Below are 26,932 nucleotides of genomic sequence, written 5' to 3'. Positions count from 1 at the left end.
GCGACAGTGGAAAATATGGCTCAATCCGCCGCATCTGCGCCGGCGACACCAAAACAAATCACTCATGGCAACGCCTCCTGATGTCGCCATTGAATCAACTCACCACTCGTCATGCAACCAATTTAATAGGTCCTGAGCCTAGAACCGCTTTTATGGCGTTTATGACGAACTTATTCGGCGTAGAATTGCCCAATGAATACTGTGGTCTGTTTTGTTATAATCGTTCTCCCATGCTTTGATCTCGGTGCGTACTTGAGTGAGCGATGAGAACAAAGTCTCATTCAGGCATTCGGTACGTAAACTACCGTTGAAGCTTTCAACAAATCTGTTTTGCATTGGTTTGCCTAGTGTGATGTAGTGTCATTCGATGTCAGTTTCCTGTGATGGGGACTTGATCAAATAATTGTCTTTATTGAGTGTTTCTGTTTGTTTTTTGGTTTGACAGCAGGGAGGCTCATGATGAGCGATCTTTTCTGTCTTTCAGATGCTGCATGGAATGCCACCAAACCACATCTGCCTAAGAACCAACCAGGAGCTCGCCGTGTCGATGATCGGCGTGTGATTTCTGGTATCTTGAATGTTCTCAAGGTCGGTTGCCGGCGGCGGGATGTTCCGGCCAAATATGGCCTGGCGAAAACGATCTGCAACCGATACCACCGTTGGGCACAACGGCGTAGCTGGCATCGTATTTTCGAAAAGATGGCGGCCAGGTCCGGTTCCGCAGGAGCTTTCTGTAGATATATACGCGTCAACGCGCATTGTTCGACACAAGGCTCAAAAAGGGGGGGGGCGTGGACGCAAGCGATTGGCACTTCGCGCGGAGGAAGAACAAGCAAAATCCATTGCTTGGCCGATGATTGCGGCAGACCGATCGCTTTCAGTCTGACACCAGGAAACATCGCTGATATCAAAATGGCATTTCCATTATTGGAAGTCGCTTACCCCACCAAGCGCTTTTTGGCTGACAAAGCATATAACGCCAATAGCCTGCGAGACTGGCTCAACAATGCCCGCATCAAAGCAGCTATTCCTTCTTCGTTAGCACGAAAAAAACCTATCATCTGGATCGTAGTGCATATAGGCTCAGAAACGTCATTGAACGCTTCTTTTGCAGGTTCAAAAATTGGCGGTGCATTGCAACGAGATATGATCGCCTTGCAATAAATTATCTCGCTGCCATCGCTCTCGTTTCCCTAATCATAGCATGGATATGATTAGATCCCATTCTGATGCACAATAAAGAGACAAAGTGGTGCCCGGAGGCGGATTCGAACCACCGACACGCGGATTTTCAATCCGCTGCTCTACCAACTGAGCTATCCGGGCATTCTCGCAGCTTTTAGAAACCGCAGTGACGATGTTGGCTGTTCGTCAGAATTGAGCGGTTTATAGCATTAAATTTTCTGCTGTCCAGCACCAAAACGTGTTTTCTTAAGATCATCAGCAATTATTTTTAAAAAAACCCTGTTTTCCTTGATTCTTAAAGGATATTTTTTGTTGTAAACCCTGTCAGCAGATAAAAATGCAGGGATATTTGCAGCAAACAGCACCCAATTTATCATGAATCACACGAATCTCTCATGGAAGAGCAATTTCTGTTTCGCAGGCCAAAAGCGCAAAACGATTTTCGCATATATGTAATGCAAAATAGTAAGTGCTTTCAGTGGCCCGATGGCCTCTATTTTAGCCCGCTTCACTCCAGAGGGCATAACATATGATTAAAATATCACAGTCCATAGCCAGCTTTTCTGTGCAGATAAAATGCAAGCAATACATTATCCAGCAAGTTAGAGATAAGCTGCAGAAAAATCGAGCAACTCATCCATACCGATGATTTCATTGGCGGAAAGCGGTATTTGTTTTATCTGCGGCACAGCCGGCTGAAGCGCATTGACAAGCATTTCCAGATGGCGGTCTTCATGATCGGCACGCTGATCAAACAATGCGCTTTCACCACGCGGTGAACGCCGGTTGACAATCAACCCGCCAACAGACACCCGCAAATCACGCAGCCGCTTGCAAAGCTCAATAGTTTCCAGCACCGGCAACCGCTCCGCCGTGAGCACAATGATAAAAGCTGTTTGCTCGCTATCAGTCAAAATTTCACGCAATTTACGAAAACGATCCTGACGCCGCATTAAAACCGCGCGCATTTCATGGTTGCGGTCAGGGGCATCATGCAAAATATTATTGCCAATATCATTATCAGCATCAACGGCTCTGAACTGGCTGAGCGCACGGTTGAAATTGCCTGAACGCTCGCGGTTCTTAAGCAAACCATCCGTCCATGCCGCCATTAATTCCGGCAGTTCCAGCAATCTGGTTGTGTGCCCTGTTGGTGCGGTATCAAAAATGATGGTGTCATAATGCGCAAGCCCCGTTTCCAGAGTAACAGCAATGCGCTCCAGCAAGGCCGCCTCAACCATGCCCGGCGCCTCACGCGCCTGATCCAGATGGCGTCTGATTTCTTTATGCAGCCGCTCCGGCATCATTTTGCGCAGTGAATTCTCAACCAGTTTGAGATGCTCATTCACCGTGCTTGCCGGATCAAGCTCCATACCATCAAGGCCGGCCATGAGTGCGACAGAACCCGCACCAATCTCGCGCTCCCATAAATGGCCGAGATTATGCGCCGGATCGGTTGAAACCACCAGAACACGCCGCCCCTTTTCTGCAAGCCCTGCGGCCGTGGCACTGGCAAGTGTTGTTTTTCCAACGCCGCCCTTACCGCCAAAAAACAACACTTTGCGATTTTTCAACATATTCAGCAGCATCGAAAACCATCTAACGGCGAATGCTCCATGCCCATGCGCAAATGCCAGTCATGATAACGATCATAAAGCTCAGGCATCAGCTCCAAAGTATAATAGGTGGCAGGATTGGGAATGCCTAAACTTTCTGAAAAAACCAGCATCATGAAGAGATCATCCTCCTCGCGTTTGGCTTTTGCAAATGTGCGCCTGTAGGGGGCTGCGTAAAATTCGCCAAGCCCTTCGGAGACGGCGCTGAACAGCGCCGCCAGTTTTTCCTTGTTGAATTTTGCAGACATATCACTATTTCCGCAAATATTATTCTGCCGGGTCAACAGCTGTTTGTGTATATTCCCTGCGCATTGCCAAAACAGCCTCCAACGCCACAACAAGTGCCGCGCCAAGAACAACCATCCCCAAGCCAAACAACAGCCATTGCGCATTTGCAAAGAATGTTCCCAGCTGGATGAACAGTGCAAGGATTGACATAATCAACACAAAGGCGAGAGGCAGCAAAACCGGCAGAACCGGACGCTTCATCCGCAGAAGCATCACTGCAACAATGGCAAGTGTGAGGCCGGCAAGCAACTGGTTTGTTGTGCCGAAAAGTGGCCAGATCAGCATGCCGCCGCTGCCGCCGGTGCCCGCACCAAAGGCCAGTGCAAGACAGGTTGCCAAAGCAACAAGAGTTGCCACAGTGCCCCCCTGCAAAGGCTTGATATTGGTGATCTCACCCACTTCCTGAATGACATAGCGTTGCAAGCGCAGACCGGTATCCATAGTTGTTCCGGCAAAGAGCGCTGCCATCACCGTCAGAATGGTTGCGGCAATGCCAACGCCAAGCCCCGTGCCCGCAGACAGGATATTAGCGCCGCCTTCAACAAAAGCTGTCACGCCGCCGGCAGAAAATTTCGTATAGACACCCTGCCAGGCTTCATAGGATGCAAAACCTGCCGTACAGGCAATGATAGCGGCCAGTGCCAGCATGCCTTCGCCAACAGCGCCGAAATAACCGACAAAACGGGCATCCGGTTCCTTATCAAGCTGTTTTGATGATGTGCCGGAAGAGACCAGGCCATGGAAACCCGAAATAGCACCACAGGCAATAGTCACAAAAAGCAATGGCACAATACTTGGCGTACCCGCCGGCACATCGGCATTGAATGCAGGCACCACAATTTCCGGCTGGGCAATCAGGGTTGCGCCATAAAGCAGGATGAGGCCAACAAAAAGCTGAAGCCCGTTAATATAATCACGCGGTTGCAACAGCATCCAGACCGGCAATTGCGAGGCAATACCCGCATAGATGAAAAGATAGAGAATCCATTGCACCATCGGGCTCATGCCGAGGAAAGATTCCGGCAGGCTGATCGGATAGGACTGCCCGATAAAGATCAGCGCATAAAGCACGATCACGCCGATAACCGATGGCCAGAGCAGCCCGACACCATGGCGATAGATCAACTGACCGATGACAATGGCCACAGCAATCGCACCCCAGATAGGAATGACGGAAGTGGGGAAATTAACCAGCAATCCGGCAATAACAACCGCAAAAACCGCATTCACCATCAACAGAAGCAGGAAGATGACCGCCATGAAAATGGAACGGGCGCGGCCGCCAAGCACATTTTCTGTCAACGCGCCGATTGAGCGTCCGCGATTGCGCACACTTGCCCATAATGCGCCAAAATCATGCACGCCGGCAAAAAACACCGTACCGAGCACAACCCAGAGAAAAGCCGGTGCCCAGCCCCAGATCACCGCAATGGCAGGGCCGACAATGGGAGCCGCGCCGGCAACAGAGGTAAAATGATGCCCCCATAAAACGAATTTGTTTGTCGGCACATAATCAACGCCGTCCTTCATGGCATGAGCCGGTGTCTGATATTCCGGATCAAGGGCATAGATGCGTTCAGCAACATATTTCGAATAAACGAAATACCCCGCTGCAAACGCGGCCAGGCCGATAAGTACAAGTATCATCGCGCTCAAACCATATCCTCCCATAGCAAGCCGATTTTTACTTTTAAAATTCCGTTATCTGCTGAACTTTATAAAATAATATATTACGTAATATCATTTCGCTTATTCTATAATTCAGCTTAGAAAATTCTGCTCATACCCCTTCAAGCATTCACTTGCTTTTGGCAGAAGCATCATTTCCGCATAACCGGCACAAATTATTAATGAAATATTTTCCATGTGCAAGCAACATTGTTATCTTATTTATGAATATTAAGACAGATATGTACTGCAGGCGCATAAAATGAACGGCTGTTACGAATAAGCCGTATAAACAAATTATCCGCTGGCAGAGATTTATAAATTTTATTATTTTGCAGGTACAGGCAATCACCAGATCATCAGCTGAAAGAAACTGCCGGTGCCAAATTCTCAGGAACCTCAGCCGGAAATTTCGTTTTTTGCCCAGCTTGGCATCCTGCGCAGGCTGCTCAACAGTTCAGAAGAATTCTGGAAACTGGTCGCGCTCTCATCCGCTCTTTTGCTTATCCTGCTCGGCACCGCCTATGGGCAGGTTGCGCTTAATCAATGGAACATCCCTTTTTATAATGCCATTGAGCAGCGCAATTTGCCTGAATTTATCCGCCAGTTGAAAATATTTCTCCTTATTGTAGCAGGGCTTCTCACGCTTAATGTTGCCCAGAACTGGTCGCAGCAAACCCTGTCGCTCATCATGCGCAAGGCTGTGGTTAAAAGTCTGATTAAAAACTGGCTGCACAATTATACGCTATCAGGCACTGATCAATCCGGCCTTTATGCGCAAAATCCCGATCAGCGCATCCATCAGGATACGCGGCAACTTGCAGATTCCACCACCGGTCTGGCAATCGGGTTTATCCAGTCATCCATTTTGCTGTTCAGCTTTATCGGAATATTGTGGAATGTTTCCGCAGGCTTTGTCTTTCACCTGAATGGCTCAAATTTTACTATACCGGGCTATATGGTTTGGACCGCAGTGCTTTATGTGGGGGTGGCCACCGCATTAAGCAGGCTGACAGGACGCGACCTGATCCGGCTTAATGCGGTGCATGAAGCACAGGAGGCGGAGTTCAGATCTGCGCTTGTTGCAACAGTCAGCCGTAATAAGCAGGCTTTGCCTGAAGAACAGGCAAAGCAGGAAAGCATCTTTTTGCACAGCGGATTTGAAAAACTTTATCTCAGCATAAAAAAACTGATCCGGCTGGAGACAAACCTGACATGGATTTCAGCCGGCTTTGGCTGGCTCGCAATTATTGTGCCGATTTTGGCTGCGGCACCCATCTATTTTGCCGGCGATTTGAATTTCGGCGGCTTGATGATGACCGTTGGCGCGTTTAATCAGGTTTATTCTTCGCTGCGTTGGTATGTCAATAATTATCAGGCTATTGCAGAATGGCGGGCGCATTTGCTGCGTATTACCGGTTTTCATACCGTATTGATCAGCAAAAAATCAACTTGAACAATCCGGCCTGTCCGGCATATTAAAACCGGCCCATCAATTTTGCATTATTTGACACTATTGAAGAGACGGTTATGGCGGCTTTGTGCTTCAATCCTGCCGTAATATTATAAAATTTCAAGGTTTTATTATGTGCCTGATCAATAAGCTTCTCACCGGCTCTGTCGTTGCATTTGGCCCGCGCGCCGCTCCAAGCGCCATTCACAAAACAGCTGTAAGCGGCAAAATCTGGCTTGGCCGCGAGGGATTTATCAGTGATGCACAAGGAGACCGTAAAAATCATGGCGGGGCGGAAAAGGCCGTTCATCATTATGCTTATGAACATTATCCGTTATGGCAGAAGGAAATTGGCATAAAGCCTGTGCTCAATCAGGCGGGTGCTTTTGGTGAGAATATCTCCACTTCCGGCCTCACAGAGCATGATATTGCCATTGGCGATATTTTTCAGGCAGGCGGCGCGATTATTCAGGTCAGCCAGGGGCGCCAGCCCTGCTGGAAGCTCAATCTGCGCTTTGATACCAAAGATATGGCCTTGCGGGTGCAGCGCAGCGGCCGCACAGGCTGGTATTACCGGGTTTTACAGGAAGGTTTTGTGGAAGCCGGAGACAGGCTGCTTTGCATAGAGCGCCCCTCACCGGATTGGACAATTCACCGGACATGGCATGTTCTTTATGTGGATATGCTCAATTATGACGAACTTTCCGCTATGGCAGGGCTGGAATATCTGGCGCAAAACTGGCGGGCTTATGCGCAAAAACGCATTGCCGCACGCAAGGTTGAAGATTGGTCGCGCCGGCTTGAGGGCTGATTGCTCCGATCCTGATAATATCAGCCACGCCATGCCGGCATCCTGCAGATTTTCCGGCGCAATCTTGTACAAAGAAATGTCAATTATTTTTCAGGGCGATAATGGGAAAAGGCAGAGCACTTGCAATTGAAATCGCGGCAAGGGAAAAGGAACCGATTTTTCTGGCGCTTGCGCGGGCAATCATCGAGGAGATCGAACGCGGCCGCCTGCGGCCTGGCAGCGCCCTGCCCGGCACACGTTCACTCGCAAAAAACCTTAAATTAAACCGTAATACTGTTGATGCCGCCTATCATGAATTAACCATGCAGGGCTGGCTCACTGCCAAACCATCCCGCGGCACATTTGTGGCCGAAGATTTGCCGGATATTTCCAAGGCTGCAACAGCTGAAAATACGATCAGCCGCTCTTTTGCACAGATGCAGACCATACCGCCCGTTTTATGCCGTTTATCTGATGGAGCGCCGGATGTGCGCCTGTTGCCTGCCACAGCTTTTGCACAGGCCTTCCGGCGGGCGTTGATCAGCGTCAGCTTTACCCATAACAACACCTATGGCGATCCGGCCGGCAACCCGTCCCTGCGGGAAAATCTTGCCGCCTATCTCAATAATGAGCGCGGCATTGTTGCAACAAAACAAGATATTCTTATCACTAGGGGCAGTCAGATGGCGCTGTTTCTGGCTGCAAAGGCAATCACACAATCAGGAAGCGGCCTCTCAGCAAGTATAGCAGGCACCAAAATCGCCGTTGAAAAACCGGGTTACAGGCTTGCATGGGCGGCCTTTCAGGCAGCCGGTGCGCAGATTGCACCTGTTGCGGTTGATGAAAACGGCATAGATACAGACGCATTGGAGGCAATGGCGGCCGCTGATAAGGATCTGAAAGCCGTTTATCTGACCCCGCATCATCAATATCCGACCACAGTTACCCTTGGCGCAGCACGGCGCCTGCGGTTGCTGGATATTGCGCGCCGCTATGGCCTGACCATTATTGAAGATGATTATGATAATGAATATCGCTATGATGCCAGGCCTGTGCTGCCGCTGATGGCTCATGCCGGTGAAGATATAACAATCATCTATCTTGGCTCTTTGTCCAAGCTGATGGCACCCGGCATCCGTATCGGCTATGTGGTGGCTGCCCCGCATATTCTCAAACTTATGACCGTTCACCGTGAGGCAATCGACCGGCAAGGGGATTTGCCGCTGGAACTTGCCCTTGGCAATCTGCTGGCAGACGGCACAATCAAGCGTCATGCCCGCAAAGCACGGCGGATTTATCATGCAAGGCGGGATTTTCTGGCAGATTTGCTTAAAACCGGACTGGGCGATATTTCAGACTTTACATTGCCTGCAGGCGGGCTGGCTATCTGGCTGCGGCTTGCTCCGCATATCAATGCTGAGGACTGGGCAGCAAGAGCGGCGCAAGCGGGTCTGAATATTTTATCGGGCAGGCATTTTACACCGCAAGGCAGCAGGCCTGCGCAGGCATTCCGCATTGGCTTTGCCAGCCATAATGAGGCCGAGCTAAGCCGTGCCATGCAGATACTGGTCAAAACCAGACCATAAATATTACCTCATACAAATTTTTACCCCTCCCATGTCCTGCCGCGAGGCGAGCGGGCGCAATTCAGTTGTTGCAGTAATTATTTTATGCATTTCGCAATGAAAAAGATTTTCATTGCGCTCATTTTCTGATAAAAATTTTTACAAGGGGAACATTAAGGGAGGATTCGGGTGAGACTGCCGGCTCTTATAGAGGCGCATTGGGTGCGTTTGACAGTCAATCAGCAAAAAATCGCTGATTTTGTGCTGACCAACCCGTTTCCGGTCGCAACAATGGGTATTGAGGAACTGGCTGCGGCAACCGAAACCTCGGCAGCAACCATTACACGTTTTGTCAAGGCGCTTGGCCTGAATGGTTTTACGGAATTTCGTGCTTATGCAGTGCAGGGTTATCAATCATTGCTGAAGCCGGTTGAAAATATCGGCCGTGCCCGCCAGCATCCGCCGCGACAGGTGGTGGAAGCCTCTTTCAAAAATGCCCGTGAGTTGTTGGAAACACTCGCCCAGCAACAGGAAAGCCCCGTTTGGGAACATGTTGCCATGCGTATTCAAAGCGCACAGCGTGTTGCTTTTCTCGGCTTTGGTGTCAGCGCCAATCTGTTACAGCTTTTTGCTGACAGGCTGCTGCCTTTTACCCGTTCGCAAATTATGCTCACCGGCGATAGCGGCATGGAGCGCGTTGCACTTAAAATTGCGGGGCTCGGGCCTGAGGATTTGCTGATAGCCATGGCCTTGCCGCGTTATTCGCAGGCAACGGTGGATTTTATGAAACTGGCGCGCGGTCGCGGCACCTATTGCATCGCGGTAACAGATGGCGCGTATTCCCCGCTTTGCGCCCTCAGTCAGGAACAGGTTCTCATTCCCGCAGATCATCCGGTTCTGCACAGTTCCGGCATTGCCGCCCTTGCGGCATTTGAAACAATTCTCGCCATTTTGGCGGCTCATCATCAAAGCGTGTCCGATGCCGTATCGATGACACGTTTTCTCATGCCCTATTTTTATGCGGATGATCATAATCAGCCGCAATGCAAGACGAGGATCACGGATGTCAGTGAAGCCGAGTAACCCGCAGACAGCGCCAGCTGCCGCCCCTGTCATCCGCGTTGATAATATCAGCGTTGATTTTAAAGGTGACGAGAGCACTTTCCGCGCGGTTAAAAATCTCTCTTTTGAAATTAAAGCCGGGGAAACATTGGCTGTGGTTGGTGAATCCGGCTCCGGCAAATCTGTAACCTCGCTTGCTATTATGCGTCTGGTGGAAAATGGCGGCGGCAAAATCACCGAGGGCGGCATTCATTTTACCGGCAATGACGGCCGCACCACCGACCTTGCCCGCTATTCCCTGAAGGCAATGGAGAAAGTGCGCGGCAATGATATTGCCATGATTTTTCAGGAGCCGATGACATCGCTCAATCCGGTCTTTACCGTGGGCGAGCAGATCGCAGAAGCCGTGCGCCTGCACCAGAACTGCTCTGCCGCAGAAGCCCGCGCTGAAGCCTTGCGCATGCTGGAAAAAGTACGCATTCCTGATGCAAAGCGCCTGCTTGACCGCCACCCGCACCAGCTCTCCGGCGGCATGCGCCAGCGTGTAATGATCGCAATGGCTTTGTCCTGCAAGCCCAAATTGCTGATTGCCGATGAGCCGACAACCGCACTTGATGTCACCATTCAGGCACAGATTCTGCGTCTGATCCGTCTGCTTCAGGAAGAAATGGGCATGGCGGTTCTGTTCATCACCCATGATATGGGCGTTGTGGCGGAAGTGGCCGACCGTGTGCTGGTGATGCGCCATGGCGAGAAGGTTGAAGAAGGCAGTGTTGAAGAAATTTTCAAAGCACCACAACACCCCTATACCCGCGCTTTGCAGGCTGCCGTGCCGCGCCTTGGCGCTTTAAACGGGGAAGACCTGCCGCGCCGTTTTCCAATGCTTAAGGCTGATCAGGACGCAGATCAGGCCGCTCAATATGAGATTGCCCCGCCGCAAAGCACCGTGCAGTCCGGTGTGCCGGTTTTGCAGGTGCGTGACCTTGTAACCCGTTTTGATATCCGCCGCGGTTTTTTCTCCAGACTTGCCGGCAGGGTTCATGCGGTTGAACATGTAAATTTTGACCTGCATCAGGGTGAGACGCTGGCGCTTGTGGGGGAATCCGGCTGCGGAAAATCCACCACCGGCCGCACATTGATGATGTTGCAACAGGCCACATCCGGTGCAGTTAATTATCGTGGTAAAAACATTTTCAGCATGAGCGGTGCTGAAAAACTCGGCATCCGGCGCAAGATTCAATATGTGTTTCAGGATCCATTCGCCTCGCTTGATCCGCGCCTGACAGTCGGCTTTTCTATTGCGGAGCCGCTGATCACCCACGGCCTTGCCAAAGGCAGTGAAATTGAGGATCGGGTTGTGCAATTATTGCGCGATGTGGGCATGCAACCGGAACATGCGCGCCGCTATCCGCACCAGTTCTCCGGCGGGCAGCGCCAGCGCATCTGCATTGCCCGCGCCCTGGCCGGTGATCCGGATATTCTTATCACAGATGAGGCTGTGGCCGCACTGGATGTGTCCATTCAGGCGCAGGTGATCAACCTGCTCATGGATTTGCAGGAAAAACGCGGCCTGTCCTATATTTTCATCAGTCATGATATGGCTGTGGTTGAGCGCGTTTCACACCGTGTTGCCGTAATGTATCTGGGGCAAATTGTGGAAATCGGCGCGCGCCGCCAGATTTTTGAAAATCCGCAACATGCCTATACCCGCCGCCTGCTTTCTGCGGTGCCGATTGCCGATCCGGCGCGGCGCGACCGCAACAGGCCGCTGATTGAGGGCGAAATTCCAAGTCCGGTGCGCAAGCCCGATGATATGCCCCTTGTTGAACCTTTGGTTGAAGTGGAACCGGGGCATTTTGTTGCCCGCCACCCGATCGGCGATTTTTAAATTTATCTGAGGAAGGAGAAAAAATAATGAAACTGAAATCAATCCTGCTGTCATCGGCACTTGCTGCCGCTATCATGCTGCCGGGGGCGGTCTGGGCAAAATCGCTCACCGTTGCAGTGCCGAACAATCTGACGGGTCTCGATCCGACAAATATCAATGATACCCTGTCACAGACCTCGCTTCGCTTGGTTTATCAGGGTCTGTTCGGCTTTGACAAGGATATGAAGCTCATCCCGCTTCTTGCTGAAAGCTATGAAGCCAATGATGATGCAACTGAATTCACCATCAAGCTGCGCAAGGGCATCAAATTCCATGACGGCGCGGATTTTAACGCACAGGCTGTTAAGGTAAATATTGAGCGTCTTGCCAATCCCGACAACAAACTGTCACGCCGCAGCCTTGTCTCCATGGTCAAGGAAGTGCAGATTGTTGATGATGCCACCGTTAAACTGGTGCTCAAGGAGCCTTTCGGTGCGATGATTGCCTCCCTTGCCCATCCCGGTGCAATGATGATCTCGCCCGCGGCTTTGGAAAAATACGGCAAGGATATTGACCGCAATCCGGTCGGCACCGGCCCGTTCAAGTTCAAGCACTGGGGTGCGGATACGCTGGAAGTTGTCAAGAATGACAATTACTGGAAAGACGGCCTGCCAAAAGTTGACGGCGTAACCATCCGTTCTGTACCGGAATCCGGCGCCCGTTTTGCCATGTTGCAAACCGGTGAAGCCCAGTTTATTCCCTCTTTCCCGCCGGAATTGATGCAGGTTGCGGAAAAGAACCCGAATGTTGAGGTGGATAAAGACCCCTCTATTGTCGAATGGTATGTTGCGCTCAATAATCTTAAAAAACCATTTGATGATGTGCGCGTACGTCAGGCATTAAACTATGCCGTTGATAAAAAGGCCTATTGCAAGATTGTTTATAATGATCTGTGCGAGCCTGCAGATTCTATCATCCCTAAAAATCTGGCATTCCACGTTAAAGCCGGCGATTACGACTATAATCTCGACAAAGCCAAAGAGCTGATGAAAGAAGCAGGCCTTGAAGCCGGCTTTGAAACGGAACTCTGGGCCGGCTCCAACACAGAAGCGATCCGCGCTGTTCAGTTCATTCAGCAGCAGCTGGCGCAGATCAATGTCAAGGTCAATGTTCTGCCGCTTGAGGCCGGCGTTGCCGCCCAGAAAATCTGGTCGGTTGAAAAACCTGAAGATGCAACCGTGCAGATGTATTATGGCGGCTGGTCAGCATCCACCGGTGATGCCGACTGGGGTATCCGCCCGCTGCTTTACAGCCAGAGCTTCCCGCCGGCAATGTTTAACGTAGCCTATTATAAAGATGCCAAGGTTGATGCTGCGATTGAAGGTGCTATCAGCACGGCTGATCCTGAAAAACGGGCACAATTCTATGCCGAAGCCCAAAAAGTGGCCTGGGAAGGCGCACCCTGGATTTTCCTTGGTGTAAACCAGAATATCTCGGCCAAAAGCAAAAACCTCTCAGGTGTCTATATGCTGCCTGATCGCGGTTTCCTGCTTGAAGAAGCAACATTCGCTGAGTAACAGCGCGTGAAATAACGTGCTGGCCCTGACTTTGACGCATATGCCGGAAACCGTTTAATATTTTCGGCATAGCTTGCAAAGGCCGGCACGTATCTTTCCGGAAGGGAATCCATGTTTGCCTATCTTATCAAACGGCTGTTGGCCACCATTCCTGTCATTGTGATGGTGATGGTTTGTGTTTTTGCCTTTGTGCATATGTTGCCGGGCGACCCTGCCCGCCTTGTGGCAGGCCCTGATGCCAGCCCGCAGGATGTTGCTGCCGTGCGCTCCTCTCTCGGCCTGGACAAGCCGTTGCCCGAGCAGTTCACCCGCTATATCACCCGCGCTGTGCAGGGCGATTTCGGCATTTCACTGAAAACACGCCGCACAGTCACAGAAGAGATCGGCGCCCGCCTGATGCCAACGGTCTGGCTGACACTCTTTGCCATGATCTGGTCAACGATCTTTGGCCTCCTCATCGGGGTTATCTCTGCGGTCAAGCGCGGTAAATGGCCGGATTATGCCGGTATGGTTATTGCGGTTTCAGGCATCTCCTTTCCGCCTTTCTGGCTTGGCCTGTTGCTGATCAACCTGTTTTCCGTGCATCTTGGCTGGCTGCCGACCGGCGGTTACGGCACATGGCAGCATTATGTTATGCCTTCCTTTACCCTTGGTGTGGGCGTTGCCGCTGTTATGGCGCGTTTTACACGTTCTTCCTTTATTGAGATTGCCCGTGAAGATTATGTGCGCACTGCGCGCGCCAAAGGCGTGCCGGAACGGCGCGTGATCTGGAAACATGCACTGCGCAATGCGCTTATTCCGATCATCACCATGGTGGGTCTGCAATTCGGCTTCCTTCTCGGCGGCTCCATTGTGGTGGAAAGCGTGTTTTCATGGCCGGGTGTCGGCCGTCTGCTGGTGGATTCAGTCTCCTATCGTGACTATCCGGTTATTCAGGCGCTGATCCTGCTGTTCTCGCTGCAATTTATCTTTATTAACATGCTGGTTGATGTGCTTTACGCCTTCGCAAATCCGGAGATCCGCTACAAATGAGTGCGACAACTGCTGTGGTGGAACCCACCGAAAAAATGCGCAAACCTCTGGCAGAATTCTGGCGCCGCTTTAAAAAGCAAAAAGTGGCGGTGGTTGCGCTTCTCTTCATTATTATATTGGTGCTGGTTGCGGTTTTTGCACCTTTTGTTGCCCCTTATGATCCAAGTCTGCCCGATTATAATGCCGTGCTGCAAGGCCCGAGCATGGCACATTTAGCGGGCACGGATGCCTATGGGCGCGATATTTTCAGCCGTATCATCTGGGGTGCGCGCATCTCGCTGTCCGTCGGTTTTCTCTCTGTCACCCTTGGTGCACTGGCCGGCGTGTCCCTTGGCATTATTTCCGGCTTTTACGGCAAATGGATCGATTCCGCGATTATGCGCCTTTGTGATCTGCTGCTGGCTTTTCCCGGCATCTTGCTGGCCATTGCGGTTATTGCCATTCTGGGGCCTGGTATCACCAATGTGATCTATGCGGTAGCGATTTTCTCGGTTCCGGTCTTTGCCCGCCTTGCCCGCGGCACCACATTGCAACTCAAACAAACGGTATATGTAGATGCATCCCGTGCAATCGGCGTAAAAAACCGCATCATCATGATGCGCCATATTCTGCCGGGCACCTTGCCAAATGTGATCGTTTATTTCTCCATGCGTATCGGCACGTCCATTCTCACGGCTGCGTCCCTCTCCTTCATCGGCCTTGGCGCACAACCGCCAAGCCCTGAATGGGGCGCCATGCTGGCTGATGGCCGCACCTATATGGGTGTTGCCGATCACCTGACATTGTTTCCCGGTATTGCGATTTTTGTAACCGTACTTGGCTTTAACCTGTTTGGTGACGGCCTGCGCGATGCGCTGGATCCGAAACTGCGCTCTGACTGATATCTGCAAACCGGCAGTGCTACAAAAGCGGTGCAATTGCTTGCACCGCTTTTGTGTTTATATAACTACCCATCTTGAATTTACCGCCTTATAATTCAACAAAATTTGTAAATATTCCGGCTGAGGCAAATTTAGAGAACAGGCATGATTGATCAGGCGCAGATGCGCACATTACCACTATTTGCAGGAATGGAAGAATCCGCACTGGAACAATTGCTCGCCAATGCTGTGAAGCGTGACGTGCCAAAAGGCACCAAGGTTTTTGAACAGGGTGAAAAGGCCGGCCTGTTCTATCTTCTGCTGGAAGGCCGGCTGAAAGTTACACAGGTAACCACAGACGGGCAGCAATTGATTGTGCGCATTGTGCATCCGGGCGATCTGTTCGGCTTTGCCATGGCTATCGGTCACACGGAATATCCGGGCACGCCGCTTGCTGTAACCGACAGCGTTGTACTGGCCTGGCCGATGGAAATGATGCATGATTTTCTGGCACGCAATCCGGCTTTGGCAATCAATACAATGCAAATGATTGGCCAAAGGCTTGATCAGGCGCATAAACGCATCCGCGAAATGTCCACTCAGGAGGTGGAACGCCGCATTGCTCATGCGGTTATTCGTCTTGCGCAGCAGGCAGGCATTCGTGATGGCAATAATATTCGTATTGATTTTCCGCTTTCACGTCAGGATATTGCCGAGATGACCGGCACAACCCTGCACACCGTATCACGCATTATCAGCCACTGGGAAACCAGAGGGCTGGTGAAAGGCGGCCGCCAGATGCTGATGATTTGCAACCTGCCCGGCCTTGAAAAACTGGCAGGAAAAAATGATGATCAGGCATAAAAATATTTAAAGTTTCGGATAATTTTCAACTTTATTTGCGCTCCGACAAAGAGATAAAATGTGGTGCGACATATGAATCTTTCCAGCCGCGAGACTGTAATTTTATACCGGAGACGAAAATGACACTGACCGCTACAAAACTTTCTCTGACAGCGGGCATTTTTACCCTATTGGCAATGCCGGCCATGGCGGCTGATATTGAAGTGCATATGCTCAATAAAGGCGCAGAAGGCGCCATGGTGTTTGAGCCTGCTTATATCAAGGCAAATCCGGGTGATAACATCATCTTCATACCCACAGATAAAGGGCATAATGTTGAATCTGTGAAAGATATGATCCCTGAAGGGGCAGAGCCGTTCAAAAGCAAGATCAATGAAAACTTTACGCTGACCGTAAAGCAGGATGGTGCCTATCTGGTTAAATGCACACCACATTATTCCATGGGTATGGCCGCATTGATTGTTGTGGGCGATAATCCGGCCAATCTGGATACTATTGTTGCGGCCAAAAAACCAAAGCCTGTGCAAAAGCGCCTGGAAAAAGCAATCGCCGAGGCACAGAAATAACTCCGTTTCTGCCCGAAAGGGCACGTAAAGGCTTTCATGCCATAAAAGGGAGGTTGCGGTGAGCGCCCCTGATATCACAAAATCAACAACCAGAAAACCAGTGCCACGCGGCTTGAAAATGACCGGCCCTGTGCTGTTCAGCTATGGTTTCAGGCCGTTTTTTCTCGGCGCGGGAATCTGGGCGGTTCTGGCGATGTTGTTATGGATTTTGTCGCTCACACTCGGCATGCCTTTGGGCGGCTCCTATGATGCGCTCAACTGGCATGCCCATGAAATGCTGTTTGGCTTTGGCTCTGCGGTTCTGGCTGGTTTTCTGCTCACTGCCGTGCCAAACTGGACAGGCCGCCTGCCGGTCTCCGGCAGGCGGCTGATTGTGCTTGCCGGTTTTTGGCTTGGCGGGCGACTGGCCTTTCTCTATCCTGATCTTATTGATTTTTATGCGGCAATTGCATTAGAGAGCCTGTTCCTGCCGCTTTTGCTGATGATCTGCGCCAGAGAGATCATCGCCGGCAAACAATGGAAAAACCTCAAAGTACTGCTCGGCGTTTTCATTCTCACCTGTGCCAATATAATATTCCATTCTATGGTTATCACCGGTAGTGATATTGCTCTTGCCAGCCGCATTGCAATCAGTGCCTATATGCTTCTGATCATGATCATTGGCGGGCGCATTGTACCAAGCTTTACGCGCAACTGGCTGAACCGCAAACAGAAAACACGTTTTCCCATACCATTTAACCGCTATGATGGCGCCTGCATCGCCACCGGCGCAATCACATTGCTGAGCTGGATTATTGCACCGGAAACATCAACCACACTGTTGCTTGCCATTTTGGCTGCATTAATGCACTTTATACGCCTGATACGCTGGCGCGGTCTGGAAACTGCAGCTGAAAAACTCCTGCTTATCCTGCATATTGCCTATGCGTTCATTCCGGCAGGTTTTATCGCCATTGCCCTTTCCGCCGCAGATCAGCTAAACGCCTATTCAACCCTGCATATCCTGACTGTTGGCGCCATTGCCACCATGATGCTGGCCGTTATGGGGCGCGCCACACGCGGGCATACGGGCAATGCGCTAAGTGCATCGCCTGTCACTATTCTATCCTATATCTGCCTGATTATGTCTGCAGTCATCAGGCCGCTGGCAGAAATTATACCGCATTATTTTCACACTATATTGGCTGTGTCTGCGCTTTTATGGATTGCTGCTTTTGTGCTCTTTATTATTGAATATGCGCCAATGTTACTGCGCGATCGCCGTCAACGCGCGCAATAGCCGGCACAAACAACAGCGCCGGCCTGCTGCACGGATATTTTAACAGGCCGGCGCCAGCAGATCAGCGCATATGGTGTTTTGTCAGATCATTTTTTGCACAGAATCAGGCTTTGGCATTATCGCCGGCCGCTAAAAAACGCTCGGCAAGGCGTGCCCATAATGCCGCCCCGACCGGCAAATTGGCATCATTGAAATTATATTTAGGATTATGCAGAACCGCAGAATCCACACCATTGCCAAGGCGCAGGAAACTGCCGGGCTTATGCTGGAGAAAATAGGCAAAATCCTCGCTGCCCGGAATTAACGGGCATAATGATACCTTGTCATCACCAACCAGCTCCCGCACCACTTCCGTGGCAAAAACAGTCTCGGCATCGCTGTTGACCACAACCGGATAGCCAAGCTCATATTTAATCTCAACAGTTGCGCCATAGGCTGCCGCATGTTGCTCGGTCAGCTCAATCACCCGCTTTTGCAACAGCTCGCGCACTTTTGGCGAGAACGAGCGAATGCTGGCCGCCAAATCCACATAATCCGGAATAACATTGGATGCCTCACCGCCATGTATGGTGCCAACGGTGATGACGGCTGTTTCTGTCGGATCGATATTGCGTGCAACAACAGTTTGCAGCGCCATAACCAGACTGCAGGCCACCATAACCGGATCAACCGTCAGATGCGGGCGCGATGCATGGCCGCCTTTACCGATAACACGGATATAGGCGGTGTCAGCGGCGGCCATAATCGGGCCGGAACGGGTCAGAAATGTCCCCTCCGGAATACCGGGGTGGTTATGAAGGCCAAAAATCGCGTCGCAGGGAAAACGCTCAAACAAGCCATCAGCAATCATTGCCTGCGCACCGCTGATCTCGCCCGCCTCTTCTGCCGGCTGAAAAATAAGATTGACAGTGCCGTTAAAATTTTTGGTGCGTGCCAGATATTCGGCAGCGCCAAGCAACATGGTTGTGTGGCCGTCATGGCCGCAAGCATGCATCACGCCTTCATTGGTGCTGGCATAATCCAGACCGGTTTTTTCAACAATCGGCAAAGCATCCATATCGGCACGAATAGCAATGCTGCGTTTGCCATTACCCGCACGCATGCGCCCGACCACGCCATGCCCGCCAATATTACGCGTTACCTCATAGCCCCAGCTCTCAAGCTTATCAGCCACAAAGGCTGCGGTTTTTTCTTCTTCAAACGATAATTCCGGATGTGCATGAAGATGATGACGAATTGCATTGAGCTCATCGCTCTGTGTTTCAAGATCACTGATGCGGGCAAATTTGTCGGACTGTATCATATATTCTGCTCCTGCGTTTTATGCAGAGCCTCCTTTGGCTGAAGCTGATCCTGAAATAGATAACAAAACACGCCGGAAAAAGAAATTGCGGCGTGTTTTATAGTTTCTATATAAACCGGCTGAGAAAGCTGCGCGTGCGCGGATGCTGCGGATTCTCAAGCACTGCTTCCGGCGTGCCCTGTTCCACCACCTTGCCGCCATCCATAAAAATCACACGATCTGCCGCCTCGCGGGCAAAGCCGATCTCATGAGTCACAACAATCATTGTCTGTCCCTGTCCGGCAAGGCCGCGCATGGTTGTCAGCACTTCCCCCACCAGTTCCGGATCAAGCGCCGAGGTTGGCTCATCAAATAAGATCAGCTTCGGCCTGATTGCCAATGCACGGGCAATGGCAACACGCTGCTGCTGGCCGCCTGATAACTGGCGCGGATAGGCGTTGATTTTGTGCAGCATGCCAACTTTGGCCAGAAGGTTCTCGGCAGTGGCAATCGCCTCTTCCTTTTTGCAGCCATGCACACCAACCGGCGCTTCAATCACATTTTGCAGCACAGTCATATGCGGATAAAGATTAAACTGCTGAAAAACCATGCCGATCTGGCTGCGCTGGCGGGCAACCGCCTTGCTGGAAAGCGGCAATAAACGGTTATTTTTATAGTGATAACCGATTTGCTCATCCCCTACAAAGATCGAGCCTTTATCAATATTTTCCAGACGATTAATACAGCGCAGAAATGTCGATTTACCGGAGCCGGAAGGCCCGAGAATAACCACCACCTCACCGGAATGCACCTCCAGATCAATCCCGCGCAGCACTTCAATATTATGAAATGCCTTATGCACATTACGGGCACGCATCAGGGGCTTTTGCTGCACAGTAACACTATCCATTATGCATTCTCCTGTGCCAGATCCTGAACGCCGGCCGGATTTGCCGCCGCCTCATTTTTTGGCGCATCACCACGATCCCCGCGGCTATAATGGCGCTCAATCGCACTCTGCCCGATATTGAGAACGGAAGTGATCAGCAAATACCACAGCACAGCCACCAGCAGCATAGGAATAACCTCAAACGTGCGGTTGTAGATTGACTGTACGGAATAGAGCAGATCTGCCATGGCAATGACACTGACAAGTGAGGTTGCCTTGATCATGCTGATCAGCTGATTGCCTGTTGGCGGAATGATGGAGCGCATTGCCTGCGGAATAATAATGCGGCGCAGTGCCCGCGCCCGCGTCATGCCAAAAGCAGCAGCCGTTTCCCCCTGCCCCTTATCCACTGACAGCAAGCCGCCGCGGATAATTTCTGCCATATAGGCAGCTTCATTCAGGGCAAGGCCAACAATAGCTGCGGTAAGCGGGGTGATAATATCATTGGTATTCCAGCTGACCAAAGCGCGGCCGAATGGAATGGCTAAAGAAATTTTGGGAAATAATGTTGAGAGATTATACCAGAAGATTAACTGCACCAAAAGCGGCGTACCGCGAAAAAACCAGATAAACAATGCCGAGAGCGAACCGGCAAGCTTGTCATCGGACATGCGGGCAATGGCAAGGATCAGCCCCAGAGCCACGCCGAGGATCATCGCCACCACGGTGAGGCCAAGCGTGATATAGAGCCCTTCCATAACGGTCGGGTCAAAAAAATAGGCGGCGACCACCGGCCAGCCAAAATTCGGATTGCCGGCAACGGTCAGGCCAAAATCCACACTCACAGCCAGAATAACCGCCCAAAGAAGCAGCCGTGCAAGCGGAAATGGTTTCTGTGCACGGGCAACGTCGAACCGGTCGGCATTGCCGGCGCTGTTGTCAGATGGCTGCGACATATTCATTTCGCAGACTTTCCGGCCAGATTAATGCCTGCCTTATCAATCATATTCTTTTCAAGCCCCCATTTTTGCATGATTGCAGCATAGGTGCCGTTATCAATCAGAATCTGGATACCATCACGCAGCACTTCCGCAAGCGGTGAGTTTTTCGGCAAGACAGCCCCCTGATAAAGATCATCAAAACCATTGCTCTGGCCGGTGCCGGATAATTCAAGCTGACCTTTTGATTGCCGGACATAATAGGTCAGGGGCGCTTGTGATGAAAAAAAGGCATCCGCACGATTTGAGCGCACAGCCAGAATTGAGCTTGGCTGATCATTATAAGACTGCACTTCAATAGGATTGCCGGCAGCCGTGCATTTTTCGTTCTGCTCCTTGATGACCTTTTCAGCCGAGCCGCCGGCCATCACTGCAATGCGCTTGCCGCAGGCAGTATCCAGTGATGTGATACCTTCCGGGTTACCGTTTTTTACAGCAAAAACCACATATTCACGCACCCAGTCCACAAAGTCACTGGTTTGCTGACGCGAGGGGAAATCGCCGTTCGGGCCAAAGCTCAGCTGATAACGGCCGGCGGAAATCCCGCTGAGAACCGAGGAAAGACCGCTGACCGCTGCATGTTCGATTTTGATGCCGAGAAGCTGCCCCAATGCATCGGTCATATCACTGCTGGCACCGGTCACTTCCTTGCCATTGATGATCTGATAGGGCGGAAAAGAGCCGGAATTGACATCCGTAATTTTGCCCGCACTGATAATTTCAGCAGGCAGGCGGGCACGCAGCGCCTCATTCAGGGTCTGTTTGGCAATTTTCACATCTTCAGCCTGTGCAGCTTGCGCAAACAGGCCGCAAAGCAAGGCAGTTGCAAGAATACTTTTCTTCATATCATTATCTCCCCGACAGATATGCAATAATCAAAAAGTCAGATCACAAGCGCCCTCACGGCCTCATGCTTTACTTGTATAGAACGGAAACATTTCTTCAACGGACAGCTTGCGAGGCAAAATATTCTGCACCCGTAATTCCTCCGCAAAATCATTGATCATAGGGCGGTTGGCATCTATTCCGCTTGCATTCCAGTTTGCCGGCAGATCCTGCGAACATTTCAACAATTCATCAAACATCCACGGTGTTGTTTCCGCATATTTTCGCCGCTTGGCAGTCCAGACCTGCTGGCTCTCATCCAGCATATTGCTCAACTCATCTGCAATCCACGGATATTGCGCCACAATTTCAGCCTTGATCCCGATAAGATGCATGCCCGGCACATAGCCGACATCCCGATAATAATCGCGTTCAGCGCGGCGAAAATCAGGTAACAGCTGACGAAAACCGGATTGTGCGGCAAAATAGCCATCCGGCATAAAAGGTGTGAACACCGCATCCAGAAACCCCTCACGCAGGGCATCCATCATCGGCTGCTCATCAGGCATTGCCTCTATGCGCCCTTTACGGCCAAATCCATCCAGACGGTCGGTAACAGGATGTGCCTGTGTCAGCCGCCCCGCATACCAATAGGCATCTTCCACACCCACGCCATGGCGGCGCAAAGCGGCGCGTGTCCAGACATTGCCGGAATCGCGCCAGCCGGTCACGCCGATTTTTTTGCCTGCCAGCTGTTCAAATGCGGTGATCTTGCTATCGGCACTGGTGATAACGCAGCGATGACGAAAGCCGCGCATGATAAAATTCGGCACCGCGACAAGGCGCATATCGCCCTCATAACACATGGATGTGTAACGGCTGAAGGACATTTCAGATGCCTCATGATCTTTATCCTGCGCAGGATGGGCAACCAGTGTGCCGACACGATCAATAATCAGTTCCAGTTTTGAAGAACGCACATCCCCCAATGCAAGCGGCGTCAGATAATCCCAATCCCGGACAGCAATCCGCAATTTTACCGACATGAACAGTCCTTTATAAATTTCATTGCAGGGACAAATTTAAATGTTCATTTTAAGCTGATCAAATGTTATTACGTTACTGAACATTAAATTGGAGACATAAGTTTAATGATTCCGGATTTTACAGCAGAGTGGTTTGCAGCGCATCTGGAGGATCGCACCATGCGCGGCATTGCCCGCGATATGACGGCGCTTATCAAAAGCGGCACACTGCCTGTGGGCACCAAATTGCCGCCAATCCGCGATCTGGCCTATGTGCTGGGTATCAGCCCTGCCACAATCTCCGAAGCACTGAGCGATTTGCGCAAACTCAAGATCCTTAACGGCAAGGGACGTAACGGCACATGGGTGAGCGGCGATCATTTTGCAGCCAAACCCACCCGTTTGATGAGTTTTGGCAATTATGGCGCAGATGTGCTGGATCTCTCCATGGCAATACCGGATCCGGAGCTTTTGCCCGCACTTGATAAGGCATTACAGCATGGCGCAAGGGCTGAGGGGCTCAACAGCTATTACCGTGTGCGCATCCTGCCCGAGCTGGAAGAGGCCGTGCGCCGTAACTGGCCTTATGAGCCGGAGGCATTATTGGCCACCAATGGCGGCTATAGCGCCACATATACCCTGATCCATGCGCTTGTCTCGCCTGGTTCATCGGTTGCCATTGAAGATCCGACAGCTATGCGGCTGCTTGATATTCTTGAAGATTTTGGCGCAAAAATCATACCCGTCAGTTGCGATGCCCAAGGCCCGCTGCCCTCATCCCTTGCCGCGGCACTTGCGCAAAAACCGGCCGCTTTTCTGTTTCAGCCCCGCGTGCATTCTGTTACCAGCCATTGCATGAACCCGCAGCGGCTGGCAGCATTGGGCGATGTGCTGGAGGGCAAGGATACGCTGATTATTGAAGATGACGGCGTGGCTGATATTACGGATATTGCGCGCCAAAGCCTTGGTTCGCGCTTTCCGGATCGGGTTATTCATATCCTGTCTTTTTCAAAAACACTGGGGCCTGATCTGCGTCTTGCGGTTTTATCCGGCTCGGCCTCCATTATAGAACAGGTGCAATCTTACCGCAGTTTCAGCTCCGGCTGGACCAGCCGCATTTTGCAATCAGCCGTGGCATGGCTGCTCAATGATGAGCAGACCCAGCAGCGCCTTGCCCATGCACAAAAAATCTACCGGCACAGATCGCAGAACTTCCTCTCGGCACTGGCCGGACATGGTATTGCCATGCCGGATAATCACGGGCTTTGTTGCCTGATGCCGGTGGAATCAGAACAATTTGCCATGATAACACTGGCGGCGCGCAATATTGCCGTGGCGCCTGGCTCAAAATTCTCTGTCCTGCCGCTTAGCGCCGTGCGGATTGCCACCAGCATTTTACAGGATGACCAGATTGAAGACGTAGCCTATGCGGCCTTTCTGGCAAGCAGACAATCGTAAGCGACACCAAAGCCTGCGCCGCGGGAAGTTGTTCAATTTTAATAACAAAAACGCTTGCTGTGGTTGTAATATAACGGTTTGGGACTAAACTGCGCGGCAAATCACAACATATATTCAATAACAGGATGGGAACCATGGATCACACACTCAAATTCTATATTAATGGTGAATGGGTTGATCCGGTACAAAGCCCTGTCACAGTGCTGGATGTAATCAATCCGGCAACCGAACAGGCTTTCACCAAAATTGCTATGGGAACCGCGGCAGATGTTGACAGGGCGGTTGCCGCCGCAAAAGCCGCCTTTGCAAGCTTTTCACTTACCAGCAAGGAAGAGCGCCTTGCATTGCTGCGCCGTATTCTGGAAATTTTCATGCGCCGTTCCGATGAGGTGGGTGCTGCAATTTCTCAGGAAATGGGCGCGCCATTGGCCATGGCAAAAACAGCGCAGGCAGGCTCCGGCACCGCACATTTGACAGAAACCATAAAAGCGGCTGAAGCATTTGAATATGCTTATATGCAAGGCACAACCCGCATTGAGCATGAGCCGATCGGTGTTGTGGCCATGATTACGCCCTGGAACTGGCCGATTAACCAAATTGTAGCAAAAGTAGCGCCTGCTATTGCCACCGGATGCACCATGGTGCTCAAGCCTTCTGAAATTGCACCACTCAGTGCCATTTTATTTGCAGAAATCATGCATGAAGCCGGCGTGCCAAAAGGTGTGTTCAATCTGGTGCACGGGGATGGCCCAAATGTTGGCACCGCCCTGTCCGGCCATAAGGATGTGGATATGGTATCCTTTACCGGCTCCACCCGCGCCGGCATCAATGTGGCGCAAAATGCTGCGCCAACCGTAAAACGTGTGCATCAGGAGCTTGGCGGCAAATCGCCCAATATTATTCTGCGCAGTGCTGATCTGGATAAGGCCGTGCGCTCCGGTGTAGCCCGCTGCTTTGGCAATAGCGGCCAGTCCTGCAATGCGCCAACCCGTATGTTTGTGCCGCAAGAGGCTATGGATGAAGCAAGTGTGATAGCCCGTGACGCGGCCGGAAAATTCCGCACCGGAGATCCCAATTCCGCGGATACGGATCTTGGCCCTGTTGTCAGCAAAGTGCAGTTTGACAAAATTCAGGATCTTATCCAATCCGGCATTGATGAAGGCGCCGAATTGGTGGCAGGCGGCACCGGACGCCCTGCCGATCTTAATGCCGGTTACTATATCCGACCGACAATCTTTGCCCGTGTGGGGCATGATATGCGCATTTCCCGCGAGGAAATCTTTGGCCCTGTCTTATCAATGATCGCCTATGACACGCTGGATGATGCCGTGGAAATGGCAAATGATACCGACTATGGCCTTGCCTCCTATATTCAGGGTGATCTGAAAGAAGCACAGGCTTTATCCAAGCGTCTGCGCACCGGAAATGTTTATATCAATGATGCGCCATGGGATGGTGCGGCACCATTTGGCGGTTATAAACAATCCGGCAACGGCCGCGAATATGGTGTTTTTGGTCTGCGTGAATTTGTTGAGATCAAAGGCATTGTCGGCTTTGAGGAATAATCACGGGTCATAATGGTGAATGAAAAGCGCGCTCTTAAAAAAGCGCGCTTTTTTAAGAGCTTGTTTTGATATATATCAGACTGTATGGATAGATGGCAGACTTGTGACCATTTGGTAAAATAATTCTGCCACCAATATGCGCCGCACTGTTTTGATAAAGTACTGTACATATTTCTCCTCAAAAATAACGGATTGGCTGCATTAATACGGCCATCCTGCAATCAGGCCGCCTGAAAAAGGCGGCGGACACCAAAATGAACCAGACTATTTCTGCGCCGGCATCACCGCAAACCGATGATCTGTTACAGACCGATCGTAAAACACAAAAAAAAGCCATTCTGGCTTTATTACTGGGTGCCTTACTCATCAGTTGCTCACCGGTTTTGGTACGCTTTGCAGAAACAGGGCCTATTGTTACCGCCTTCTGGCGGCTGGCGCTGGCAATCATACCGATGCTGCTCATCAATAACCGCCTCAGAAACGGTGTTGATCACGTCCGGCCGCGCTCGTTGGGCGATATTGCTATTCTGGCCGTGCCGGGCATTCTCATTGGTGTGGAACTGGTGGTCTGGCATATTTCCCTCACCATGACATCTGTCGCCAATTCCACCCTGATTGTTAATCTTTCACCAATATTTGTGGCGCTTGGCGGCTGGCTGTTTCTCAAACAGAAAATCAGCCGTGTCTTTCTCAGCGGTCTGGCCATGGCGATTACCGGCGTGCTGATTTTGAAAGGCGGCCCAGATCTCTCCGGTCATAGCAGCCTGAAAGGTGATGCAGTGGCACTCAGCGCGGCGGTGCTTTACGCCGCTTATATACTGATGCTGGGTGTGACCCGCCGCCGGTTTTCCACATCAACCATCATGCTTTGCACCACCATCAGCGCCACCTTGACAATTTTGCCGCTGGCACTGATTTTTGAAACCCAATATTTCCCGCTCACATTTTTTGGCTGGCTTATCGTCTGTGCATTGGCATGGATGACGCAAGCCGGCGGGCAAAGCCTGATCACATATGCAATTGCCTGGTTGCCGGTGGCGTTTTCCTCGTTAACCCTGCTCATCCAGCCGGTTGTCGCGGCAATTCTGGCGTGGATTTTGCTCTCAGAACCGCTCAGCATCTGGCAGATCTGTGGCGGTTTGGTGGTCATTATGGGTATTATGCAGGCACGGCGCGGATAAAATTTATCGCGATAAGACCGGAGAAATCTGACCTTTA

The 26,932-nt window shown here is 51.2% G+C and carries 24 protein-coding genes, 1 tRNA gene and 2 pseudogenes; 16 read left to right on the top strand and 11 right to left on the bottom strand.

The features are described from left to right. Positions 1–109: 109 nt before the first annotated feature. A pseudogene (locus ACSTTO_RS02930) lies at positions 110–360 on the bottom strand (integrase core domain-containing protein); the annotation flags it as partial. A 96-nt stretch (positions 361–456) separates the two neighbouring features. On the opposite strand from ACSTTO_RS02930, the pseudogene ACSTTO_RS02925 reads away from it, so the two are divergent. Next, positions 457–990: pseudogene (locus tag ACSTTO_RS02925) on the top strand (IS5 family transposase); the annotation flags it as partial. Positions 991–995: 5 nt separating this feature from the next. Beyond that, positions 996–1,214: a transposase gene (locus ACSTTO_RS02920; protein ID WP_439271646.1), complete on the top strand. Its 219-nt coding sequence runs from the start codon at positions 996–998 to the stop codon at positions 1,212–1,214. Between the two features lie 36 nt (positions 1,215–1,250). Here ACSTTO_RS02920 and ACSTTO_RS02915 read toward each other — a convergent pair. The 5 genes from ACSTTO_RS02915 to ACSTTO_RS02895 all read right to left on the bottom strand — a co-directional run bounded on the left by ACSTTO_RS02915 (position 1,251) and on the right by ACSTTO_RS02895 (position 4,736). Then, positions 1,251–1,326: transfer RNA gene (locus ACSTTO_RS02915), tRNA-Phe, on the bottom strand. A 68-nt stretch (positions 1,327–1,394) separates the two neighbouring features. After that, positions 1,395–1,562: a hypothetical protein gene (locus ACSTTO_RS02910; RefSeq protein ID WP_439271631.1), complete on the bottom strand. Its 168-nt coding sequence runs from the start codon at positions 1,560–1,562 to the stop codon at positions 1,395–1,397. Positions 1,563–1,787: 225 nt separating this feature from the next. After that, complete coding sequence (locus ACSTTO_RS02905; RefSeq protein WP_439271630.1) at positions 1,788–2,762, bottom strand: ArsA family ATPase; 975 nt, start codon at positions 2,760–2,762, stop codon at positions 1,788–1,790. Positions 2,763–2,764: 2 nt separating this feature from the next. Next, positions 2,765–3,049 carry a cory-CC-star protein gene (locus ACSTTO_RS02900; protein ID WP_439271629.1) on the bottom strand — a complete coding sequence of 95 codons (285 nt, stop codon included), beginning with the start codon at positions 3,047–3,049 and terminating at the stop codon, positions 2,765–2,767. Positions 3,050–3,068: 19 nt separating this feature from the next. After that, positions 3,069–4,736: a carbon starvation CstA family protein gene (locus tag ACSTTO_RS02895; protein WP_439271645.1), complete on the bottom strand. Its 1,668-nt coding sequence runs from the start codon at positions 4,734–4,736 to the stop codon at positions 3,069–3,071. 400 nt (positions 4,737–5,136) lie between these two features. On the opposite strand from ACSTTO_RS02895, the gene ACSTTO_RS02890 reads away from it, so the two are divergent. The 11 genes from ACSTTO_RS02890 to ACSTTO_RS02840 all read left to right on the top strand — a co-directional run bounded on the left by ACSTTO_RS02890 (position 5,137) and on the right by ACSTTO_RS02840 (position 17,672). Continuing rightward, the gene (locus ACSTTO_RS02890) at positions 5,137–6,213 is read left to right on the top strand and encodes an SbmA/BacA-like family transporter (RefSeq protein ID WP_439271628.1); all 1,077 of its coding nucleotides are present in this window, start codon (positions 5,137–5,139) and stop codon (positions 6,211–6,213) included. Between the two features lie 130 nt (positions 6,214–6,343). Then, positions 6,344–7,021: an MOSC domain-containing protein gene (locus ACSTTO_RS02885; protein ID WP_439271627.1), complete on the top strand. Its 678-nt coding sequence runs from the start codon at positions 6,344–6,346 to the stop codon at positions 7,019–7,021. A gap of 101 nt (positions 7,022–7,122) precedes the next feature. Beyond that, positions 7,123–8,586 carry a MocR-like pyridoxine biosynthesis transcription factor PdxR gene (gene pdxR, locus ACSTTO_RS02880; RefSeq protein ID WP_439271626.1) on the top strand — a complete coding sequence of 488 codons (1,464 nt, stop codon included), beginning with the start codon at positions 7,123–7,125 and terminating at the stop codon, positions 8,584–8,586. 168 nt (positions 8,587–8,754) lie between these two features. Beyond that, positions 8,755–9,648 carry a MurR/RpiR family transcriptional regulator gene (locus ACSTTO_RS02875; RefSeq protein ID WP_439271625.1) on the top strand — a complete coding sequence of 298 codons (894 nt, stop codon included), beginning with the start codon at positions 8,755–8,757 and terminating at the stop codon, positions 9,646–9,648. Further along, positions 9,629–11,515, top strand: coding sequence for a dipeptide ABC transporter ATP-binding protein (locus ACSTTO_RS02870; RefSeq protein WP_439271624.1), 1,887 nt, complete (start codon positions 9,629–9,631; stop codon positions 11,513–11,515). The genes ACSTTO_RS02875 and ACSTTO_RS02870 overlap by 20 nt, the downstream gene beginning before the upstream one ends. Positions 11,516–11,541: 26 nt before the next feature. Next, positions 11,542–13,071 (top strand): glutathione ABC transporter substrate-binding protein, encoded by a 1,530-nt coding sequence (locus ACSTTO_RS02865; protein ID WP_439271623.1) that lies wholly within the window; start codon positions 11,542–11,544, stop codon positions 13,069–13,071. Between the two features lie 111 nt (positions 13,072–13,182). Continuing rightward, positions 13,183–14,103, top strand: a complete 921-nt coding sequence (gene gsiC, locus ACSTTO_RS02860; protein ID WP_439271622.1) for a glutathione ABC transporter permease GsiC — start codon at positions 13,183–13,185, stop codon at positions 14,101–14,103. After that, complete coding sequence (locus tag ACSTTO_RS02855) at positions 14,100–14,984, top strand: ABC transporter permease subunit (RefSeq protein WP_439271621.1); 885 nt, start codon at positions 14,100–14,102, stop codon at positions 14,982–14,984. The genes gsiC and ACSTTO_RS02855 overlap by 4 nt, the downstream gene beginning before the upstream one ends. Positions 14,985–15,128: 144 nt before the next feature. After that, positions 15,129–15,827 (top strand): Crp/Fnr family transcriptional regulator, encoded by a 699-nt coding sequence (locus tag ACSTTO_RS02850; RefSeq protein WP_439271620.1) that lies wholly within the window; start codon positions 15,129–15,131, stop codon positions 15,825–15,827. 119 nt (positions 15,828–15,946) lie between these two features. Next, positions 15,947–16,393 carry a pseudoazurin gene (locus ACSTTO_RS02845; protein WP_439271619.1) on the top strand — a complete coding sequence of 149 codons (447 nt, stop codon included), beginning with the start codon at positions 15,947–15,949 and terminating at the stop codon, positions 16,391–16,393. Between the two features lie 118 nt (positions 16,394–16,511). Continuing rightward, positions 16,512–17,672: an NnrS family protein gene (locus tag ACSTTO_RS02840; protein ID WP_439271644.1), complete on the top strand. Its 1,161-nt coding sequence runs from the start codon at positions 16,512–16,514 to the stop codon at positions 17,670–17,672. A 103-nt stretch (positions 17,673–17,775) separates the two neighbouring features. On the opposite strand, the gene ACSTTO_RS02835 is transcribed toward ACSTTO_RS02840, so the two are convergent. From ACSTTO_RS02835 to ACSTTO_RS02815, 5 genes are all read right to left on the bottom strand, one after another. Next, positions 17,776–18,975, bottom strand: a complete 1,200-nt coding sequence (locus ACSTTO_RS02835) for a M20 aminoacylase family protein (protein WP_439271618.1) — start codon at positions 18,973–18,975, stop codon at positions 17,776–17,778. Positions 18,976–19,081: 106 nt separating this feature from the next. Further along, complete coding sequence (locus tag ACSTTO_RS02830; RefSeq protein WP_439271617.1) at positions 19,082–19,864, bottom strand: amino acid ABC transporter ATP-binding protein; 783 nt, start codon at positions 19,862–19,864, stop codon at positions 19,082–19,084. Beyond that, on the bottom strand, positions 19,864–20,799 hold the full coding sequence (locus ACSTTO_RS02825; RefSeq protein WP_439271643.1) for an amino acid ABC transporter permease: 936 nt from the start codon (positions 20,797–20,799) through the stop codon (positions 19,864–19,866). Before ACSTTO_RS02825 ends, ACSTTO_RS02830 begins: the two co-directional genes overlap by 1 nt. Before the next feature lie 2 nt (positions 20,800–20,801). Continuing rightward, positions 20,802–21,686 carry an ABC transporter substrate-binding protein gene (locus ACSTTO_RS02820; RefSeq protein WP_439271616.1) on the bottom strand — a complete coding sequence of 295 codons (885 nt, stop codon included), beginning with the start codon at positions 21,684–21,686 and terminating at the stop codon, positions 20,802–20,804. Between the two features lie 63 nt (positions 21,687–21,749). Then, the gene (locus ACSTTO_RS02815) at positions 21,750–22,712 is read right to left on the bottom strand and encodes a substrate-binding domain-containing protein (protein ID WP_439271615.1); all 963 of its coding nucleotides are present in this window, start codon (positions 22,710–22,712) and stop codon (positions 21,750–21,752) included. Between the two features lie 105 nt (positions 22,713–22,817). Between ACSTTO_RS02815 and ACSTTO_RS02810 the strand changes: the two genes are divergently transcribed. From ACSTTO_RS02810 to ACSTTO_RS02800, 3 genes are all read left to right on the top strand, one after another. Then, entirely contained in the window at positions 22,818–24,149 is a 1,332-nt protein-coding gene (locus ACSTTO_RS02810) for an aminotransferase-like domain-containing protein (protein ID WP_439271614.1), read from the top strand. Between the two features lie 134 nt (positions 24,150–24,283). Continuing rightward, positions 24,284–25,714, top strand: a complete 1,431-nt coding sequence (locus tag ACSTTO_RS02805; RefSeq protein WP_439271613.1) for an aldehyde dehydrogenase family protein — start codon at positions 24,284–24,286, stop codon at positions 25,712–25,714. Between the two features lie 254 nt (positions 25,715–25,968). Beyond that, complete coding sequence (locus ACSTTO_RS02800; RefSeq protein WP_439271612.1) at positions 25,969–26,895, top strand: DMT family transporter; 927 nt, start codon at positions 25,969–25,971, stop codon at positions 26,893–26,895. The last annotated feature ends 37 nt before the right edge of the window (positions 26,896–26,932 follow it).

It is taken from the genome of Pseudochrobactrum albidum (assembly GCF_051851455.1).
Taxonomy (GTDB): domain Bacteria; phylum Pseudomonadota; class Alphaproteobacteria; order Rhizobiales; family Rhizobiaceae; genus Pseudochrobactrum.
Note: the sequence above shows the minus strand (reverse complement) of the source record. Positions and strands in the feature narration are given on the sequence as shown.